The organism is Mixta mediterraneensis (genome assembly GCF_030283135.1).
GTDB lineage: Bacteria > Pseudomonadota > Gammaproteobacteria > Enterobacterales > Enterobacteriaceae > Pantoea > Pantoea mediterraneensis.
This window is the reverse complement of sequence record NZ_JASUAZ010000010.1, coordinates 71,833-91,653: the sequence shown is the minus strand read 5'-3', so window position 1 is coordinate 91,653 and position 19,821 is coordinate 71,833. Positions and strand designations below refer to the sequence as shown.

Here is a 19,821-nt window from a genome sequence, read left to right as displayed (position 1 = left end):
GCGGTTAATGGTAATGAACCGCCCGTAATTAATTACGTCTCGTTACTCTTTTTTCCCATAAGCAGATTTTAATAAAAAAACCGGTTTATGACCGGAATCCCCTTCTCACGTTCAAAAAAGATTATTTTATACGCTGTTTCTTACCCCAAATGGCCCTGAGACCGTGACAAAAGGTTATTGGCTTTAAACTAATAAGAGGATTCTTAAAGACGCCAGCGGGCCGGGTGAATAACATGTTTCTTATGTTTTAGATCAACTCTCTGATTTTAAAACAACCTTTTTCCCCTGAGTAAGAAAAGAATTGCTGTGTGTAGTCTTTGCCCATCCCCTGCGGTGGGCTTTTTTTTTGGCTGCTAAAAAGAGGAAAAGGCCAGCAATGCTGGCCTTTGGCTGATTGTGACGCGAATTTGATAGTTATGCCGGGCTGGATAACTCAGCCAGACTTAACCAGGTTTCAACCACGGTGTCAGGATTCAGCGACAAACTATCGATACCTTCTTCCATGAGCCAGGCAGCAAAATCCTGATGATCTGACGGTCCCTGGCCACAAATGCCCACATACTTGCCCTGCTTCTTCGCTGCGCGGATCGCCATCGAAAGCAGCGCTTTTACTGCCTCATTTCGCTCATCAAACAGGGCAGAAACCACCCCTGAATCACGATCGAGTCCCAGTGCCAGCTGTGTCATATCATTAGAGCCGATGGAGAAGCCATCAAAGTGTTGCAGGAACTGATCGGCCAGCAAGGCATTAGATGGGATCTCACACATCATAATGATTTTCAGCCCATCCTGACCACGTTTCAGCCCCTGGCGTGCCAGCTCGTCAACTACCGCTTCGGCCTGGTCTACGGTACGAACAAAAGGAACCATGATTTCAACATTCGTCAGGCCCATGTCATTACGTACACGTTTAACCGCCTCACACTCCAGGGCAAAGCAGTCACGGAAGCTGTCAGCAACATAGCGCCCCGCCCCACGGAAGCCTAACATCGGGTTTTCTTCTTCTGGTTCGTAACGCTCACCGCCGACCAGGTTGGCGTATTCGTTTGATTTAAAGTCAGACAGGCGCACAATCACGCGTTTCGGCGCAAAGGCTGCCCCCAGGGTCGCAATGCCTTCCGTCAGACGCGCAATATAAAACTCAACCGGATCGTCAAAACCTTTCATCATCTGGCGGATTTGCTGCTGCAGTTCTGGCGTTTGCTGATCAAACTCCAGTAACGCTTTTGGATGCACGCCAATCATGCGGTTGATGATAAATTCCAGTCGCGCCAGACCCACCCCTTCATTCGGCAAACAGGCGAAGTCGAATGCGCGATCCGGGTTGCCGACGTTCATCATGATCTTGAGCGGCAGATCAGGCATCTCATCAACCTGAGAGCTGGTGACATCAAAATCCAGTAAATCGTCGTAGACGTAGCCAGTATCGCCTTCCGAGCATGAAACCGTGACTTTGTGACCATCTTTTAGCAAGTCGGTGGCATTACCGCAGCCGACAACCGCCGGAATCCCCAGCTCACGCGCAATGATGGCTGCGTGGCAGGTACGGCCGCCGCGATTGGTCACAATAGCTGAAGCCTTTTTCATGATCGGTTCCCAGTCCGGGTCGGTCATGTCGGTCACCAGCACATCGCCTTTCTCGATGCGGTTCATTTCGCTAATGTCGTGAATTACTTTCACTTCACCCGCACCGATACGATGGCCAATCGCCCGGCCTTCTACCACCACTTTACCTTTTCCTTGCAGGCTGTAGCGTTCCATGACCTGGCCGTTTGAGCGAACCGTTTCCGGGCGCGCCTGCACAATATACAGCTTTCCGGTATGGCCATCTTTTGCCCACTCAATATCCATTGGGCGTTTGTAGTGCTGCTCGATGAGTATCGCCTGGCGCGCAAGGGCCTGGATTTCGTCATCGGTCAGACAGAAGCGATCCCGTTCGGTTTCAGGCACATCTTCAATACGCACCTGCTCGCCATGCTCCCGTGAGTCAGCGTATACCATGCGGACTTTTTTCGAGCCCATATTGCGGCGCACAATCGCCGGACGATTCGCCGCCAGCGTTGGTTTATGCACATAGAATTCATCGGGGTTAACGGCGCCCTGCACCACCATTTCGCCAAGGCCGTATGCCGCAGTAATAAACACAACCTGATCGAAACCGGATTCAGTATCAATGGTAAAAAGTACGCCTGATGAAGCGAGGTCAGAACGCACCATGCGCTGAATACCGGCTGACAATGCAACGCCACGGTGATCGTAACCCTGGTGCACGCGGTAAGAGATGGCGCGGTCGTTAAACAGTGATGCGTAAACATGCTTCACCGCGACCATTACCGCATCGATACCCTGTACGTTCAGAAAGGTTTCTTGCTGGCCCGCAAATGACGCGTCGGGCATATCTTCAGCGGTAGCGGAAGAACGCACCGCAAAAGAAGCTTCTGCATCATCAGCAGAGAGCTGCTGATAGGCCTCAAGGATGGCAGCTTCCAGTTCCGGCTGGAATGGCGTATCCACCACCCACTGTCGAATTTGTTTGCCAGCTTTTGCCAGCTCATTAACATCATCAATATCGGTCTTATCCAGCAGTTCATAGATACGCTGGTTCAGCCCGCTTTGATCGAGAAACTGATTAAATGCATAAGATGTGGTCGCATAACCATTCGGAACGGAAACACCCAGCGACGACAAGTTGGTAATCATTTCACCCAGAGAGGCATTTTTGCCCCCCACCCGATCAACATCATGCATACCAAGCTGATTATACCAGAGCACTAACGGCTGTTCGCCTTTATTGGACATTGAGCTTATCCTTTAAATATGAGTGGGCATATGGAACATCGTGCAATTCGCCAAAACAGCCTGGCACATTGCCCAAATAAAGACTAAGTGTTGAATCGTTAAAGCTTACGATATTTTTTTAAATTCGGAATTGTACCTGTCTTTGTTTGATGTTGCGCAAACGGGCTATTTTTTGCTAAAGGGTTGATGGCGCTATAATGGGACCGATTTCAGCGGCTTATGCCATGATTTTTGTTGCGCAACAAAAAAAGCGCCTATTTTCAGTTCATCCTGAACTGGATCGTAAAATAAAGGTTTAAGAAACGTCATTTCATTTATTATTTGCAGAGCGTTAACCGGTCTCATTATGGAAAAATAAAACCTTCACAGAAGAGAATGATGGATTTTTTTGTTTTAATCTCTCTTATACACCTCGTTGAGCTTTTTACATTCCCGACCAGAAACAGGTATCCCCTATGAGTACTGACAGAAGCGTATTTTATATTTCAGATGGCACCGCTATCACCGCCGAGGTGTTGGGGCACGCGGTGCTATCCCAGTTTCCGGTAAATACCAACAGCGTTACGTTACCTTTTGTAGAGAATGTGCAGCGCGCGCAAGCCGTTAAGGCACAGATTAATGCGATCTACCAGCAGAGCGGCGTTCGTCCGCTGGTGTTCTTCTCGATTGTCACACCTGAAGTACGCGACATCATTGTCCAGAGCGAAGGATTTTGTCAGGACATTGTGCAGGCGCTGGTGGCGCCGCTACAGCAGGAGCTGGGTCTATCGCCTGCGCCTGTCGCGCATCGTACGCATGGTTTAGATGCCAGTAATCTGGGAAAATATGATGCGCGCATCGCCGCTATTGATTACACCCTGGCACACGATGACGGCATTTCATTGCGTGGTCTGGAAGAGGCCCAGGTGATTCTGTTAGGCGTCTCGCGCTGTGGTAAAACCCCCACCAGCCTCTATTTAGCTATGCAGTTCGGTATTCGTGCGGCGAATTACCCCTTCATCGCCGATGATATGGATAATCTGAAGTTGCCCCCTGCTTTGCGCCAGCTTCAACATAAACTGTTTGGTTTGACTATTGATCCTGAACGTCTGGCGGCGATTCGTCAGGAACGCGCGGAAAATACCCGTTACGCCTCAATGCGTCAGTGTCGGCTCGAAGTCGGCGAAGTTGAAGCGCTGTTTCGCACCCATCAAATTCGCTACCTCAATAGCACCAACTATTCCGTCGAAGAGATTGCCACCAAAATTCTCGACATCATGGGGCTGACGCGCCGCATGTACTGATTTCTTTCAGGGCGGCAGCGATGTAAAGCGGTGCTGCCGACAATTTTGTGCCCATTTCTGGTATCTGGGTTGAATTCGCAGACTAATGGTTTATTGTGACCCCCATCACTTCCCGGTATTTCACCGTTGCGAAGAATAGTTTTCGAGAAACCCATGAATAAAACTGACGAACTGCGTACGGCACGCATTGGTGGGCTGATTACGCCAGCCAGCCTGGCGGCAGAACATCCTATTTCTGCGGCTATTGCTGATAACGTAACCGCCGCACGTAAACGCATTGCCCGTATTTTGACCGGGGAAGATCCCCGTTTGCTGGTGGTGATTGGCCCCTGCTCTCTGCACGATCCCAAAGCCGCCTTAGATTACGCTCAGCGCCTTAATGTTTTGCGCGAACGCTATCAGGATCGACTGGAAATTGTGATGCGCGCCTACTTTGAAAAACCGCGCACGGTGGTGGGCTGGAAAGGTCTGATTTCCGATCCCAGCCTTGATGGTAGCTTTGATGTCAATCGCGGTATTGGTATTGCACGTCAGTTGCTGATTGACATCAACGCCCTGGGTTTGCCAACCGCCACTGAATTTCTTGATATGGTGATCGGGCAGTTTATTGCTGATCTGATCAGCTGGGGCGCTATTGGCGCACGGACCACTGAAAGTCAGATTCACCGTGAAATGGCTTCCGCGCTATCCTGTCCGGTAGGCTTTAAAAATGGTACGGATGGCAATGTGCGCATCGCGGTTGACGCCATCCGTGCCTCGCGCGTCAGCCATATGTTTTTATCGCCGGATAAAGAGGGTCAGATGACGATTTATCAGACCAGCGGTAATCCGTATAGTCATGTCATTTTACGCGGCGGCAAGCAGCCCAATTATTATGCTAATGATGTAGCAGAGGCGGCAGCAAACCTGCGCGAATTCCATTTGCCGGAGCAGTTGGTAATCGACTTCAGCCACGGCAACTGCCTGAAGCAGCATCGTCGTCAGCGTGACGTTGCCGTTGAGGTCGCGCAACAGATTCAGGCCGGTTCACGTGCGGTCGCGGGTGTGATGATTGAAAGCTTTATCGAGGAAGGCAATCAGAAAGTGGTAAGCGGCGAACCGCTGGTATACGGTCAGTCAATTACCGATCCTTGCCTCAGCTGGCAGGACAGCGAAGAAGTGCTGGCCCTGCTCGCCGAGGCTGTGTCGCATCGCTTTTAATTTAGCTCGAACAGCTGACTTCTAACGTTTTTCCCCAGTCTGGCGGCCGCTGTCGATATTCAGCGGCCGTTTCGTCACTAAACGGTTGCTGCAATGCCTGATGCAACTGTTCTAACGCACCTTTTTCGCCTTTTTCCGCCTCTTCAATGACCTGCTGCGCTAAATAGTTGCGTAACACCAGCGCCGGGTTAGCCGCCTTCATTGTGGCCTGTCGCGTTTCATCACTGGCTTCATCCTGCATTAAGCGTTCGCGATAGCGGCTATACCAGCGGTCAAACTCTTCGCGATCAATAAACTCATCACGCAAGGGCGAGCGCGCTTCATGTTGTTGTGTATGACTGAGCAAACGGAATGTCAGGGTGTAATCGCTGCGCTCCTTGCTCATTAACGCCAACAGACCGGTCAGAATTTCATTGTCATGGCTGTCTGCGCTAAGTAAACCGAGCCTGGCGCGCATACGCTCTCCCCAGACGCGCATCAGTTCCGGTTCATAGTGGCTTAACGCCTGTTTAAGCTGCTCGGTATTCATTAAACCTGAAAGCGCATGTGCCAGCCGGTTGAGATTCCACAAACCTATCATCGGCTGATTTTCGAAGCTGTAGCGGCCCTGATAATCACTGTGATTACAAATGAAATCCGGCTGATAGTCATCAAGAAAACCAAACGGCCCGTAATCCAGCGTCAGCCCAAGAATTGACATGTTATCGGTATTCATCACCCCATGCGCAAAACCGACACTTTGCCATTGGGCGATTAAACCAGCGGTGCGTTTTACCACATCGGTAAACCAGAGCAGATAGCGATCTTTATCATCTGTTAAGTGCGGCCAATGGTGGCGAATAGCGTAATCCGCCAGCAGCTGTACTTTTTCTTGCTGGTTGCTGTAATAGAAATGCTCAAAATGGCCAAAGCGTAAATGACTTTCTGCAATACGCATTAGCATGGCGCCGCGTTCGGTGGTTTCACGCCGTACCGGTTCATCGCCAATGGCAATGGTTAGCGCACGTGAAGTAGGTATGCCCAAATGATGTAGCGCTTCGGATGCCAGAAACTCACGAACGGTAGAACGGATCACCGCCCGTCCGTCACCCATGCGTGAATAAGGCGTTAAGCCTGCCCCTTTTAAATGCCAGTCGAGTTTGCTGCCATTGGCCAGACGTTGCTCGCCCAGCAATATGCCGCGCCCGTCGCCAAGTTGACCGGCCCAGACGCCAAACTGATGGCCGCTGTAGACCTGCGCCAGCGGTTCCATTCCCGGTAATAAGGCTGCGCCGTACCAGACGCCATCCCCCTCACCGGTAAATAAGACGGTATCCAGCGCCATATCGCTAGCCAACGGTGCATTGTGGTACAGCAAACGGCCGCCTTCCAGCGGAGTCGGTTTAAGGGCGGTGTAACATCCCTTCAGCTCATGGAACCAGCTGTTGTCAAAAAACATAGTTTCTCCCGAGCGGTAGTCATTATGCCCCGTCGTTGTAAAACTATCAGTGTAACGTTGAAAACCGGGATAAGACAGATTACTGCGGAAGCTGTGAGGTGGGCGAATGGGTATTGGCGTAAATCAACGCCTCAAGCGCATCGGATTTAACCACCGGAAATAATGCCCCTTGCAAATGCACTCCCGACAGTTTGTTTATTTTATTCAGTAATAATTCATCATCAACACCGCAAATTATCATATGCTCACAGTGAGAACGGAAATTATCTAAAATACTCTGAATAAAAGGCTGGAAGGAATCCCGCTTTGCCAGCTCCTGAATAAAATACTTATCTAATTTAATGCAGCTAAACACGTTATCGTAAACCGCGTTAGCCGGAGAGTTTCCGGCGCCAAACTGTGAAAGAGATAAACGAAACTCACGATGAAGAGTAGCGAGCAGAGGATTATGAATACCCTGCGCTAAGTGCGGAAAGGTTTCGCTAAGATCTAATAACAGAAAAGGCAGTTGCTTTATTTTTCGCGTCAAAAATTCGCTCTCAAGTATGCGAACCGACAGTTGATGGTTAATACGCATTAACGCCAGTATACCCTGTTCCTCAAAAATAGAACGGTGCTGTTCAAGCAGAGAAATTTGGCTCTGTAGCAGGCGTAACTGCTGCTCTTTATCAAGCTGCGGCAATAGTAAGTCCTGCGGCCACGTAACAGGCGCACTTTCATGAACAAACTGACTGACCAGCTCAACAGCAATTAAGTGCCCGTTCGATGCGTAGACAGGATAAAACCAAATTTCCGACTCATAGTCGGCAGACAAGTGAATTTTCATTTCTGAAGCCAGAATATGCGGCAATATGTGCATCGTATATGATTGAAAACAAGCAGGCAATAGTTTCAAACGCATGAAGAAACGGTCAGTTTTGCGCTTCCATTAAGCTTTGTTTATTAAAGTATAAACCTTAAGCCAAATAAAGAGAAAGCAATGCATTAAAGTTTGAAAACTAATTTCATAATAATGATGATAATTAAAAGCGTTTCAGTTAAGGCAGACTGTTTAAAAACTTTTCCGCTAATTTAATTTTGGCCTAAGACACGCAACAGACATACTAATTAAATGCGTCTCGCCTGCCAAAAGACTTTTCGCCAGTAGACATTATCCAGTGACGATCGAATAACACCCTGACTGGTTGATGCATGAATGAAAGCGTTATCAGCATCATAAATGCCCACATGCAATCCATTCTCGCCGCCGCCAGTTTTGAAGAACACCAGGTCCCCCGGCAGGAGATCCTCTTTATTGATACGCGTTCCCATATCGCTTTGTGCCCGTGTGGTACGGGGTAGCTGCAAAGCAAATTTATCGCGGAAGGTCAGATAGACAAAGCCAGAACAATCAACGCCGCGGCGGCTCATGCCACCATAACGATACGGCGTACCCCGCCAGTCCCCCAGCTGTTCGTTGAGCTGTGCGATGACGGTGATCGAATCGGAAAGACGTCCATTAATCGGTGGCGCATGATGGCTACATCCCACTAACAGCAGAACCAAAATCAGTAAGCCGATCCGCATCGCAGCATGTCCTTGATAAGTTGCAACTGTGCTAATGTAGCGGGAAAACAGTGAGCGTAGCAAGCCGGATGCCTCAGGGCATAACGGTTAGCAGCGTGTGTCCTTCCAGCTTCAGCTGGCGAAAAGCGATTTGATAGAGCGGAGATAAGCGTTCTGGCGTAAGAATGGCAGAGGGTTCGCCTTGCGCAATCATTTTACCCTGATGGAGCAACCAGGCCCTATCCGCATGCAGCAGGCTATGGTTAAGATCGTGACTGCTGGCGATCACGCAAACCCCAGCCCGGCACAGTTGGCTAATGACGTCATCAACGGCCTTCTGCTGTGCAATATCCAAAGCGGTCATGGGTTCATCCAGAATCAGCAGACGGCCTTGCGTATTGATTTGCGGATCAATTTGCGCGCAGCTTGCAGCCAGACGTACACGTTGCCATTCGCCGCCGGAAAGCTGGGTTAACGAACGCGTGAGTTTGTCGCTCAACTGGAACATGTTTAGCAAATCGCTAAGTCGCCGATCGGCTTGTGGCGCGTCAGATTGCAGATGCAGGCGGAGATAGTGATAAACCGGCATCTGACTCAGGGGATGTTGATGTTGCGGCAAGCAGGCTCGCAGCCGGGCTAACGCGGGGCCGCGCCATTCGTTCAACGGCTGCCCGAGTAATGTTGCCTCACCACTGTAATTTTGCAAACCAGCCAGGAGCGCTAATAAGGTGCTTTTTCCAGCGCCGTTTGGCCCAACCACATGAATCAACTTACCGGCGGTTAACCCGGCAGTAAAAGGCAGCAACCGCCCGGCGACGGCTGCGTCTTTCAGGCTAAAAAACATTTATTTCGCTAAAGCCATCTTAATACTTTCTAAAATAATCGGATCTTCCGGCGACATATCCGGCGCAAAACGCTGTACGACATGCCCATCACGATCAATAAGGAATTTTTCGAAATTCCACAAAATGTCGCCTGGCGCTTTTGGGGCTCGTCCTTTACTTACCTGGCGTTCATAAAAACCGCTGCCTTCAGGACGAACCGCGTCCGGCTTAGCGGCAACCAGCTGAGCATACAGAGGATGGCGTTCGGCACCATTCACGTCAGTTTTGGCAAACAACGGGAATGTCACGCCATAGGTAGTGCTACAGAAGGTTTTAATCTCTTCGCTGCTGCCCGGCTCCTGCTCAAGAAACTGATTGCAAGGAAAACCCAACACGCTGAATCCCTGATTCCTGCCAGGCTTTTTGCAGCTTCTCCAGCTCTTCATACTGTGGCGTTAAACCGCATTTCGAGGCTACATTAACCACCAACAGTACCTTACCCTGCCATTGTGTCAGCGAGGTTTTTTCCCCATCAAGCGTAACCAGTTCAGTTTGATAAATACTCATAACGAATTCCTGTTGTTGATGCATTAAAGCCAGCCGAAGCTAGCGCGAAGATCTTATTAATAACGCAATGAATAGTGGTGCGCCAAGTGTCGCCGTCACTACGCCAATTGGCAGTTCAGCGGAAGTTAACGCCAGACGCGCAATAATATCGGCACCTAACAGCACGCTGGCCCCGGCTAAAGCCGATGCAGGCAACAAATAGCGATGATCGTTGAGTCCGCTCAGACGTAACAAATGGGGAATCACCAGCCCCACGAAGCCTATCGCACCGGCCATGGCGACACTTACACCAACCAGCCATCCCATCGCCAGTACCAGGATATTTCGCCAGAAGAATAGTGATAATCCCAGCTGACGGGCCGACGTTTCGCCTAATGCCAGCAGATTGAGGACGCGTGAGGTTCGGGTCAAGGCTAACATCACCGGCAGCAGCGCCAGCATCATCCAGCCATAACGCCAGTCAATACCGCTAAAACCGCCCATCATCCAATACATCAACTGACGCAGATCCAGACTGGTACTGAAATACACCGCCCAGGTCATGATGGCGCTACAGATAATGCCCAGCGCGACACCGGTTAACAGCAAACGCGTGACGGATAATTGCCGATGGGCAAAATGCAGCAAAATTAAGGTGATGGTCAGCGCACCTGTCATTGCCGCCATGCTAAGGCTCCACAATGAGCCACTGCCCAGCAGTACGCCAAGCACTAAACCGATACCTGCACCATTGGATACGCCGAGCAATCCCGGTTCCGCGAGAGGGTTAGTAAACAGTGCCTGCATCACCACGCCACAAATGGCCAACGCAGCGCCAACCAGCATGACAGCTAAGGCTCGTGGCATACGTAATTGCCAGACAAATAGTCTGCCGCTTTCGCTCAACCATTGGGAGGGCGCGATCCAGCTGTCACCAGCGCACAGGCTAAGAAATAACAAAACAAGTAGCATAATAGCTAAACCGTATAACCATTTTTGGCTGTAACGATCGGCCTGGCGGGCGAGCTGGTCTGGCAGGAGCATAAGCAGGGCTGGCTGAGAAAACAGAGCATTGATTGTAGTAAGATTGCAGAAAAAAGAAAGGCGTGAAAAGCGGCGCCTTAAGACGCCGAATAAAATTTACTTATGTGGCGGGACCGGTTGTCCATTATCGTTGCCACGATTTTTATTGTCATGTTTCTGCTGCTCTTTGTGTGGTTGCTCGCGCTTTTGTGGCGCTTTCGCTGGCTGGCGATGTTCGGGACGCTGCGATTGCCAGCCATTACCGTTCCAGTAACCATGCGGGCCTTTCAGTCCGACATGACGTCCCTGATGCTGCTTCCACCATGTCGGCTGACGCCAGTCGTAACCGTCCCAGTAATAGCCGCGCTTATCGCGATCGCCAATATGAATCGATACCCCCGGCGTATGAATATTTACTGAAACGTTTGCATTCGCTAACAGCGGCATACCTGACAGGATACCTAATAAAATAGCTGTCTTTTTCATCAGCCTGACCTCTTGTTATGTGTGGGCGCTGTTATAACAAAAGCCCTAAACAGGTCACTATCGGCAGGGGCTGATTTGCCAGATACTTTCAATATACTGACAGAATCCTGACACACTGGAGAAATTGTGAAGGTTTATAATGCTGTTTGCAGCCGTCAGCAATGAAAAAGGCCACTTGCGCGGCCTTTTTTAAATACTGAAATCAGTCAGTTTCTTTAGGTGTTGCGTTCTCGACGCGGCTTTTCAGCTTCTGCCCTGGACGAAAGGTCACAACGCGACGCGCTGTGATCGGAATATCTTCTCCCGTCTTTGGGTTTCTGCCTGGACGCTGGTTTTTGTCGCGCAGGTCGAAATTGCCAAACCCAGACAGTTTTACCTGTTCTCCATTTTCCAAAGCGCGACGTACCTCTTCGAAAAACAGTTCCACCAACTCTTTTGCATCGCGTTTGCTCAGCCCGAGCTTCTCAAACAGGTACTCTGACATTTCAGCTTTTGTAAGCGCCATAGGTTCAATCCCTCAAGGTTGCCTGGAATCGCTCTTTTAATGCCGCAACACATTGACTAACGGTCGCGGCAATCTCCTCTTCTTCGAGTGTCCGGCTGGTATCCTGCAAAATCAGGCTAATAGCGAGGCTCTTAAAACCCTCGGAAACGCCCTTACCGCGGTACACGTCAAACAAGTTTACGCCAACTATATGATTTACGCCAACTTTCTTACACTCCGCAATGACATCTGCTGCCGGGACATTTTCAGCCACTACAACGGCAATATCACGACGGTTTGCTGGGAAGCGTGAAATCTCGCGCGCGTCAGGCAGGACGCGGTCTGCGACCTTATTCCAAAGCAGTTCAAAGACTAAGGTGCGGCCATTAAGATCCAGCTTACGTTCCAGCTCAGGATGAACCACTCCGATAAATCCGATTCGTTCATTCTGCAAATAAATGGCTGCACTTTGTCCTGGATGCAGTGCCGGATTCACTTCAGCACAGAAACGGACATCATCCAGTTTGCCGGTTAAATCGAGCAGCGCTTCTAAATCGCCTTTTAAATCATAGAAGTCAACCGTCTGACGCGCCAGATCCCAATGCTCCTCATAGCGATTTCCACTTAACACGCCAGCCAGCATAAGATCCTGACGAATGCCTAAATCAGCTTGCGTATCCGGTACAAAGCGCAACCCGCTCTCAAACAGGCGCACACGGCTTTGCTGGCGGTTCTGGTTATATACCACCGCGCTCAACAATCCTGTCCATAATGAGAGACGCATAGCCGACATCTCGCTTGAAATGGGGCTAGGCAGAATCAACGCCTCTTCGCCTGGATGCAGCAGTTGCTGCACTTTAGGATCAACGAAGCTGTAAGTAATCGCTTCCTGATAGCCTTTATCCACCAGCAAATTTTTCGCACGTTTCAATGACAGATCGGCTTCACGATGTTGGGTCATGACCAGGCCCGCCTGGACCGGCACATCTGGAATGTTGTTGTAGCCGTAAACGCGTGCGACTTCTTCAATCAGATCTTCTTCAATCGCCATATCGAAACGCCAGCCTGGCGCAACGGCTTTCCACTCACCGTCATTCACACTGACCTGACACCCCAGACGTGTCAGAATATCGGTTACCTGATCGTCCGCGATAACATGACCAATTAACCGGTCCAGCCTTTCGCGGCGCAAAGTAATGGTGGTCTGGGCGGGCAGGGTTTCCTGATGCGTCTGGTCAATAACCGGACCGGCTTCGCCGCCACAAATTTCCAGAAGTAACTGAGTGGCGCGTTCTAGCGCGGTGTGTTGCAGCGCCGGGTCAACGCCACGCTCGTAGCGGTGTGAAGCATCAGTGTGCAGGCCGTAACGACGCGCGCGACCGGTAATGGCCAGGGGATCGAAATAGGCACATTCAAACAGGATATTCTGCGTTTCGGTATTAACGCCTGAATGCTCACCACCAAAAATGCCCCCCATCGCCAGCGCTTTATGGTGATCGGCAATCACCAGCGTGTCGCTGGACAGCTTAACTTCGTTGCCATCCAGCAGCGTCAGGGCCTCGCCCTCTTTCGCCATCCGCACAACAATGCCGCCATCAATACGATCAAGGTCGAAAGCGTGCATCGGCTGGCCCAGCTCCAGCAACACGTAGTTCGTGATATCGACTACCGGATCGATTGAGCGAATTCCGCAGCGGCGCAGCTTCTCTTTCATCCACAGCGGCGTGGCGGCGGCCACGTTAATGCCTTTCACCACCCGACCTAAATAGCGCGGGCAGGCATGCGTGGCATCAACCCGGATCGGGAACGTGTCATTGATACTTGTCGCAACCGGCTGAATATCTGGGGCATTGAGCGGCAAACCATTCAGTAGCGCCACATCACGAGCGATGCCAATTATCCCGAGGCAGTCTGCCCGGTTTGGTGTCACGCTGATTTCAATGGTGTTGTCATCAAGTTGCAGGTATTCACGGATGTCGGTTCCTACGGGCGCATCGGCAGGCAGCTCGATGATGCCGTTGTGATCGTCCGACATTCCCAACTCGGAAAATGAACACAGCATGCCTTCAGACGGCTCGCCGCGCAGTTTGGCTGCTTTGATTTTGAAGTCGCCCGGCAGCACCGCGCCAACGGTAGCCACTGCGACTTTCAGCCCCTGGCGGCAGTTTGGCGCGCCACAGACGATGTCCAGCAGACGCTCACCGCCGACGTTGATTTTGGTGACGCGCAGTTTATCGGCATTAGGATGCTGGCCGCATGACACCACTTCACCGACAACCACGCCATGAAACGCGCCAGCAACTGCGTCAACGCCATCAACTTCTAAGCCGGCCATGGTGATTTGCTCAGACAATGCAGCACTGTCCAGGGCTGGATTTACCCATTCGCGTAACCAGAGTTCACTGAATTTCATTGGATAACCTGCCCTTACTTAAATTGTTTGAGGAAACGTAAATCATTTTCGAAGAAAGCGCGCAGATCGGTTACGCCATAGCGCAACATGGTCAAACGCTCCATGCCCATACCAAACGCAAAGCCAGAATAGATTTCTGGATCGATGCCGACATTGCGCAGAACGTTCGGGTGCACCATGCCGCAACCCAATACTTCCAGCCATTTACCGTTTTTGCCCATAACATCCACTTCCGCTGACGGCTCGGTAAAGGGGAAATAAGAAGGACGGAAGCGGATCTGCAAATTTTCTTCAAAAAAGTTGTTCAGGAAATCGTGCAGCGTGCCTTTCAGATTGGTGAAGCTGATGTTCTTATCAACGATCAAACCTTCCATCTGGTGGAACATTGGCGTATGTGTCTGGTCGTAATCGTTACGATACACACGGCCTGGAGCGATGATACGAATGGGTGGCTGCTGATTTCTCATGGTGCGGATCTGCACGCCAGAGGTTTGCGTACGGAGCAAGCGCGTAGCATCAAACCAGAAGGTATCGTGATCGGCGCGAGCCGGGTGATGGCCAGGAATATTCAGGGCATCAAAATTATGGTAATCATCTTCAATTTCCGGGCCGGTTACGACCGCGAAACCCAATTCACCGAAAAAGTTTTCGATACGATCGATGGTACGGGTCACCGGATGCAAACCGCCATTTTCAATACGACGGCCAGGCAGTGACACATCAATAGTTTCAGCCGCCAGGCGCGCGTTCAGGGCCGCTGATTCCAGCGCATCTTTGCGCGCGTTCAGACGTTCCGTGACTTGCTGCTTAGCCTCATTAATCACCGCGCCTGCGGCTGGACGTTCTTCTGCCGGTAGCTCGCGCAACGTAGTCATCTGCAGCGTCAGATGCCCTTTCTTTCCCAGATATTCAACGCGTACCGCGTCAAGGGTGGCGGTATCCGTCGCCCCGTCAATAGCCGCCGTGGCTTTGGCCACCAGTTCTGCGAGTTGGGACATGTTTTCCTCTTCTTCCAGTCAGGCTGGTCAGTTCTCGTTGGGACCTGCCGGTCCAATATACTATCGCCAGAAACAAAAAAGCCTCCACGAGGGAGGCTTTCGGCGCGATTTTTCGTTTCTTTTCTTATGCGCAAAAGCCCCTGAATGTCAGGCGCTAAAGTAAAAAAAGAAACGGAAAATAGCAGCATTCATGCTTGCGGTTACCTTGTCATTAATTTAAGGCACTATTGAAATGCGCGGCGCTGAAAAAGTCAATCATTTGCGTAAGTTATAGATAATAAAAAAGGGAGCAAGCTCCCTTTTTCATCTGACTTACGCCAGCGCTGATTTCGCTTTTTCAACCAGTGCAGTGAATGCCACTTTGTCGAATACAGCGATGTCGGCCAGGATTTTACGGTCAATTTCAATGGCTGCTTTTTTCAGACCATTGATGAAACGGCTGTAAGACAGACCGTTCTGACGCGCCGCTGCGTTGATACGAGCGATCCACAGCTGACGGAACTGACGCTTACGTTGACGACGGTCACGGTAAGCATACTGACCAGCTTTGATAACAGCCTGGAAGGCAACGCGGTAAACACGTGAACGTGCACCGTAATAGCCTTTAGCTTGTTTTAAGATTTTTTTGTGACGTGCGCGAGCAACTACACCACGTTTAACGCGAGCCATGTGAGCTCTCCTGTTCTATATTCTGTTTAAAAAATGGACTTATGCGTATGGCAGGCAGGCAATAACCAGACCCAGATCGCCTTTAGACACCATGCCTTTAGGGCGCAGATGACGTTTACGCTTAGTAGATTTTTTGGTCAGAATATGACGCAGGTTTGCGTGTTTACGCTTGAAGCCGCCAGAAGCGGTCTTCTTGAAGCGCTTAGCCGCGCCACGTACGGTTTTAATCTTTGGCATTTTAAAAAATATCCACTTCGCATTGTTGATAACATGACCCAGACAGGCGAACAAACATCCGCACAGCGCGAACGCTGCGCGGTTGATGTTACTTGAAAGCCTACTGTTTCTTCTTAGGAGCGAGCACCATGATCATCTGGCGGCCTTCGATCTTCGAAGGGAAGGATTCGACAATGGCCAAATCCAGATCTTCACACAGATCCTTACGGACGCGGTTAAGCACTTCCATACCAATCTGCTGGTGCGCCATCTCACGACCGCGGAAACGCAGCGTGATTTTGGCTTTATCGCCTTCTTCCAGAAAGCGAATCAGGTTGCGTAGTTTGACCTGATAGTCGCCATCATCGGTTCCAGGACGGAATTTAATTTCCTTAACCTGAATAACTTTTTGCTTTTTCTTCTGTTCCTTAGAAGATTTGCTTTTCTCATAGAGGAACTTGCCGTAATCCATAATACGGCAAACCGGCGGTTCGGCGTTCGGGCTGATTTCTACTAAATCAACGCCCGATTCCTCAGCTTTTTCCAAAGCCTCGCGTAGACTGACAATACCAATCTGCTCGCCGTCAATGCCGGTTAAGCGCACTTCGGTCGCGCGGATTTCACTGTTGATTCGATTTGGACGCGTCGGTTGTACTCGTTTTCCGCCTTTAATACCTTATTCCTCCAATTGGTGAAGATTTCGGCTGCGAATCTCTTGTTGCAGCTTCTCAACAAACACATCGACATCCATCGACCCCAGGTCTTTACCACGGCGGGTGCGAACGGCCACTTTGCCAGCTTCCACCTCTTTATCACCACAGACCAACATATAAGGGACGCGACGTAATGTGTGCTCGCGGATTTTAAAGCCTATCTTCTCGTTTCTCAAGTCTGCTTTCACACGAATGCCTGCATTCTGCAATTTACGTGTCAAAGACTCAACATATTCTGCCTGCCCGTCGGTAATATTCATTACCACAGCCTGTACCGGAGCTAACCAGCTCGGGAAGAAACCGGCAAATTCTTCGGTCAGGATGCCGATAAAGCGCTCCATCGACCCAAGAATCGCACGGTGAATCATCACAGGCGTCTGGCGATCGTTGTTTTCACCAACATAAGTGGCATCTAAACGCTTCGGCAGCGAAAAGTCTAGCTGAACTGTCCCGCACTGCCAGGCACGGTCGAGACAATCGTACAAGGTGAATTCAATTTTCGGACCATAAAAAGCGCCTTCGCCAGGCTGGAATTCGAATTCAATATTGTTCTCATTCAGCGCGGCAGCCAGATCTTCTTCAGCACGATCCCACATCTTGTCGGTGCCAATGCGTTTTTCTGGACGGGTGGACAATTTCACCACGATCTTTTCAAAGCCGAAGGTGCTGTACATGTCATAAACCATGCGGATACAGCTGTTTACTTCGTCACGCACCTGCTCTTCTGTACAGAAAACGTGGGCATCATCCTGGGTAAAACCACGTACACGCATTAAGCCATGCAGCGCACCTGATGGTTCGTTGCGATGGCAACTACCAAACTCTGCCATACGCAACGGCAGGTCGCGGTACGATTTCAAACCCTGATTAAAGATCTGCACGTGACCTGGGCAGTTCATCGGCTTGATACAGTATTCACGATTCTCAGATGAGGTGGTGAACATCGCTTCTTTATAGTTTTCCCAGTGCCCGGTTTTTTCCCACAGCACGCGGTCCATCATAAACGGACCTTTAACTTCTTGATACTGATATTCTTTCAGTTTGCTGCGAACAAACACTTCCAGCTCACGGAAGATCGTCCAGCCGTCGTTATGCCAAAACACCATTCCTGGCGCTTCCTCTTGCATATGGTAGAGATCAAGCTGCTTACCAATCTTACGATGATCGCGTTTTGCTGCCTCTTCCAGACGTAGCAGATAGGCAGCAAGCTGCTTCTTATCTGCCCATGCGGTGCCATAAATACGCTGCAGCATTTTATTATTGCTGTCACCGCGCCAGTAGGCGCCGGAAATCTTCTGCAATTTAAAATGGTGGCAGAAACGCATGTTTGGCACGTGCGGACCGCGGCACATGTCAATGTATTCTTCATGATGATACAAGCCTGGACGGTCGTCATGGCTGATATTTTCATCAAGTATGGTGGTTTTATAGACTTCACCACGCGCAGCGAACACGTCGCGCGCTTCCTGCCAGCTGACTTTTTTCTTCACGACATCGTAATTGGACTCTGCCAACTGATGCATGCGCTTTTCCAGCAGGTCAATATCTTCCTGGGTCAGGGTGCGATCAATATCGACATCATAATAGAAGCCGTTATCAATCACCGGGCCAATCGCCATTTTGGTGTCTGGCCACAACTGCTTGATCGCATGACCTAACAGGTGCGCGCAGGAGTGACGGATAATTTCCAGACCGGCTTCGTCTTTCGCGGTAATGATGGCAACGGAGGCATCTTCATTGATGGGATCAACCGCATCCACCAGCTCACCATTTACCCGTCCAGCGATACAGGCTTTGGCTAAGCCTGGGCCAATGTCCAGCGCAATATCCATCACACTGACAGGGCGATCAAAAACACGCTGGCTGCCGTCAGGAAGCGTAATTACAGGCATTTCATATCCTTAATTGCAGTGGTAAGCCACACGAAAGCCTACATGCAACATTGAGTAAAGTTAATTACCTGGCGTAATGTCAGACCCACATTGTCGGAATGACGCCAGATTGCAGTGCGGCGCAAATAATAGCAGTTTTACACAACAAGCAAAACCCATGCACTTTCACCTAACCACCGGAGAGAACAAAAAAAACAGCCTGACATCATGCCAGGCTGCTTTAACCGGGGTAACAGAAATATGCTTACATTGCGTAAGTCAGCATAACGGAGGTTTTAGTGTCGGTGCGATCTGGCGCAGACTCTGGAGGATTGTTATTCCAGGTCACGTTGTAAGCCAGTTTCAGCGCGAAGTGATCGTTGATTGCAACCTGTAAACCGGTTTCTGAGTTCAGCGTCGTATCTTCACCAAAGCTGCTCAATACAGAAACGCCCTGCACGAATTTAGTGGTATCCGTCAGCTGCCACTGATAGCTAATTGCGCCGTAACCCAGCGCTTTGGTTTCATGCCCACCGCCCTGGAAATCATCGTAACGGACACCCGGACCGAATTCAGCACGCAGAGAATGTACCGGGCCATTTAACAGTTGGCGTCCGTAACCGGCGGTTAATACGTCGCGTGAATCATAACCGTTAAAGCGGTCGCTTAACCAGCTAGCCTGCCCAAACAGGTAATCGTAGTTACTCAAGTTATAGCGGGTACGCGCGCCAATGTTATAAGTCTCTGAAGAGCGTTCATCGTTAGATGATGTATTTGCCGCGTTGCCCCACAAGCTGTAAGCCATGGAACTTTGATACCACGTCATGTTGGTTTGAGCAGTCAACGATGCGCTGGTGGTATTACCGGTCTGAGCGAGATACCCCGCAGAAGCAGAACCTTCAAACGGTTTTTTAGCCGTAGAAGGATCATCCATAGATGTAAAAACGGCATTATCGGCCAATGCCTGATGACAAAATGCGCCGGCAGAGAGTAAAAGAACAGCAGACAGCTTGTTGAAGGCTTTCATTAAGTGTGATCCGTGCGACAGTTTAAAAAACGAAGATTTTTGCAGCGTTTCCTTGAGCAATAAATGCTATTTACGGTAAGTTTTGTAAAAAAATATTAACGCCATAAAAGCGCCTGTACTCAGTTGGTAATTATTGAATTATGGGAACTTTCTTATTCACGCGGCGCATTATCCGGGGAAATTACCGTAGACACAGGCCAATAAACAGGAGAAATATCTTATCCTGTCTTTGTCGTCTTACGTCGCTTTGCGTAGATAATTAAAAAATCGTCTTCTCATCTCCTTA

Annotated in this window: 18 protein-coding genes, 1 other RNA gene, 1 pseudogene and 1 other annotated feature; of the genes and pseudogenes, 3 read left to right on the top strand and 17 right to left on the bottom strand. The window is 50.1% G+C overall.

Features of this window, described 5'->3' with window-relative positions; translation table 11 throughout:
• Positions 1 to 242: 242 nt before the first annotated feature.
• Positions 243 to 349: antisense sRNA RprA (gene rprA, locus QRY16_RS09105), an RNA gene on the top strand.
• Between the two features lie 65 nt (positions 350 to 414).
• Here the strand turns inward: rprA and ppsA are convergent.
• Complete coding sequence (gene ppsA / locus QRY16_RS09100) at positions 415 to 2,799, bottom strand: phosphoenolpyruvate synthase (RefSeq protein ID WP_289776349.1); 2,385 nt, start codon at positions 2,797 to 2,799, stop codon at positions 415 to 417.
• A gap of 455 nt (positions 2,800 to 3,254) precedes the next feature.
• On the opposite strand from ppsA, the gene ppsR reads away from it, so the two are divergent.
• Together ppsR and QRY16_RS09090 are read left to right on the top strand one after the other, a co-directional pair.
• On the top strand, positions 3,255 to 4,082 hold the full coding sequence (gene ppsR, locus QRY16_RS09095) for a posphoenolpyruvate synthetase regulatory kinase/phosphorylase PpsR (RefSeq protein ID WP_289776348.1): 828 nt from the start codon (positions 3,255 to 3,257) through the stop codon (positions 4,080 to 4,082).
• Positions 4,083 to 4,235: 153 nt separating this feature from the next.
• Positions 4,236 to 5,282 carry a 3-deoxy-7-phosphoheptulonate synthase gene (locus QRY16_RS09090; RefSeq protein WP_289776347.1) on the top strand — a complete coding sequence of 349 codons (1,047 nt, stop codon included), beginning with the start codon at positions 4,236 to 4,238 and terminating at the stop codon, positions 5,280 to 5,282.
• A 1-nt stretch (position 5,283) separates the two neighbouring features.
• Here the strand turns inward: QRY16_RS09090 and QRY16_RS09085 are convergent, their stop codons facing one another.
• The 16 genes and pseudogenes from QRY16_RS09085 to QRY16_RS09010 form a co-directional block, all read right to left on the bottom strand.
• Complete coding sequence (locus QRY16_RS09085; protein ID WP_289776346.1) at positions 5,284 to 6,720, bottom strand: protein adenylyltransferase SelO; 1,437 nt, start codon at positions 6,718 to 6,720, stop codon at positions 5,284 to 5,286.
• Positions 6,721 to 6,799: 79 nt separating this feature from the next.
• A complete protein-coding gene (locus QRY16_RS09080; protein ID WP_289776345.1) occupies positions 6,800 to 7,546 on the bottom strand; it encodes an EAL domain-containing protein in 747 nt (248 codons plus the stop codon).
• 281 nt (positions 7,547 to 7,827) lie between these two features.
• Positions 7,828 to 8,286 (bottom strand): NlpC/P60 family protein, encoded by a 459-nt coding sequence (locus tag QRY16_RS09075; protein ID WP_289776344.1) that lies wholly within the window; start codon positions 8,284 to 8,286, stop codon positions 7,828 to 7,830.
• A 73-nt stretch (positions 8,287 to 8,359) separates the two neighbouring features.
• Entirely contained in the window at positions 8,360 to 9,109 is a 750-nt protein-coding gene (btuD, locus tag QRY16_RS09070) for a vitamin B12 ABC transporter ATP-binding protein BtuD (protein WP_193404039.1), read from the bottom strand.
• A pseudogene (locus QRY16_RS09065) lies at positions 9,110 to 9,656 on the bottom strand (glutathione peroxidase).
• Between the two features lie 39 nt (positions 9,657 to 9,695).
• A complete protein-coding gene (btuC, locus tag QRY16_RS09060; protein ID WP_289776343.1) occupies positions 9,696 to 10,679 on the bottom strand; it encodes a vitamin B12 ABC transporter permease BtuC in 984 nt (327 codons plus the stop codon).
• A 96-nt stretch (positions 10,680 to 10,775) separates the two neighbouring features.
• Positions 10,776 to 11,144: a DUF2502 domain-containing protein gene (locus QRY16_RS09055; RefSeq protein WP_289776342.1), complete on the bottom strand. Its 369-nt coding sequence runs from the start codon at positions 11,142 to 11,144 to the stop codon at positions 10,776 to 10,778.
• A gap of 202 nt (positions 11,145 to 11,346) precedes the next feature.
• The gene (ihfA, locus tag QRY16_RS09050) at positions 11,347 to 11,649 is read right to left on the bottom strand and encodes an integration host factor subunit alpha (RefSeq protein WP_003853259.1); all 303 of its coding nucleotides are present in this window, start codon (positions 11,647 to 11,649) and stop codon (positions 11,347 to 11,349) included.
• A 4-nt stretch (positions 11,650 to 11,653) separates the two neighbouring features.
• Positions 11,654 to 14,041, bottom strand: a complete 2,388-nt coding sequence (gene pheT, locus QRY16_RS09045; protein ID WP_289776341.1) for a phenylalanine--tRNA ligase subunit beta — start codon at positions 14,039 to 14,041, stop codon at positions 11,654 to 11,656.
• 14 nt (positions 14,042 to 14,055) lie between these two features.
• Positions 14,056 to 15,039: a phenylalanine--tRNA ligase subunit alpha gene (gene pheS, locus QRY16_RS09040; RefSeq protein WP_289776340.1), complete on the bottom strand. Its 984-nt coding sequence runs from the start codon at positions 15,037 to 15,039 to the stop codon at positions 14,056 to 14,058.
• Between the two features lie 71 nt (positions 15,040 to 15,110).
• Positions 15,111 to 15,236: a sequence feature (Phe leader region), on the bottom strand.
• Complete coding sequence (gene pheM / locus QRY16_RS09035) at positions 15,187 to 15,231, bottom strand: pheST operon leader peptide PheM (protein ID WP_106120997.1); 45 nt, start codon at positions 15,229 to 15,231, stop codon at positions 15,187 to 15,189. (Overlaps the previous feature by 45 nt.)
• A gap of 115 nt (positions 15,237 to 15,351) precedes the next feature.
• The gene (rplT, locus tag QRY16_RS09030; protein ID WP_193404033.1) at positions 15,352 to 15,708 is read right to left on the bottom strand and encodes a 50S ribosomal protein L20; all 357 of its coding nucleotides are present in this window, start codon (positions 15,706 to 15,708) and stop codon (positions 15,352 to 15,354) included.
• Positions 15,709 to 15,747: 39 nt separating this feature from the next.
• Complete coding sequence (gene rpmI, locus QRY16_RS09025) at positions 15,748 to 15,945, bottom strand: 50S ribosomal protein L35 (protein ID WP_004157374.1); 198 nt, start codon at positions 15,943 to 15,945, stop codon at positions 15,748 to 15,750.
• Positions 15,946 to 16,045: 100 nt separating this feature from the next.
• The gene (infC, locus tag QRY16_RS09020) at positions 16,046 to 16,597 is read right to left on the bottom strand and encodes a translation initiation factor IF-3 (protein WP_193404360.1); all 552 of its coding nucleotides are present in this window, start codon (positions 16,595 to 16,597) and stop codon (positions 16,046 to 16,048) included.
• Positions 16,598 to 16,600: 3 nt separating this feature from the next.
• The gene (thrS, locus tag QRY16_RS09015) at positions 16,601 to 18,529 is read right to left on the bottom strand and encodes a threonine--tRNA ligase (RefSeq protein WP_289776339.1); all 1,929 of its coding nucleotides are present in this window, start codon (positions 18,527 to 18,529) and stop codon (positions 16,601 to 16,603) included.
• A 244-nt stretch (positions 18,530 to 18,773) separates the two neighbouring features.
• Entirely contained in the window at positions 18,774 to 19,535 is a 762-nt protein-coding gene (locus tag QRY16_RS09010) for a DUF481 domain-containing protein (RefSeq protein ID WP_193404031.1), read from the bottom strand.
• Positions 19,536 to 19,821 lie beyond the last annotated feature (286 nt).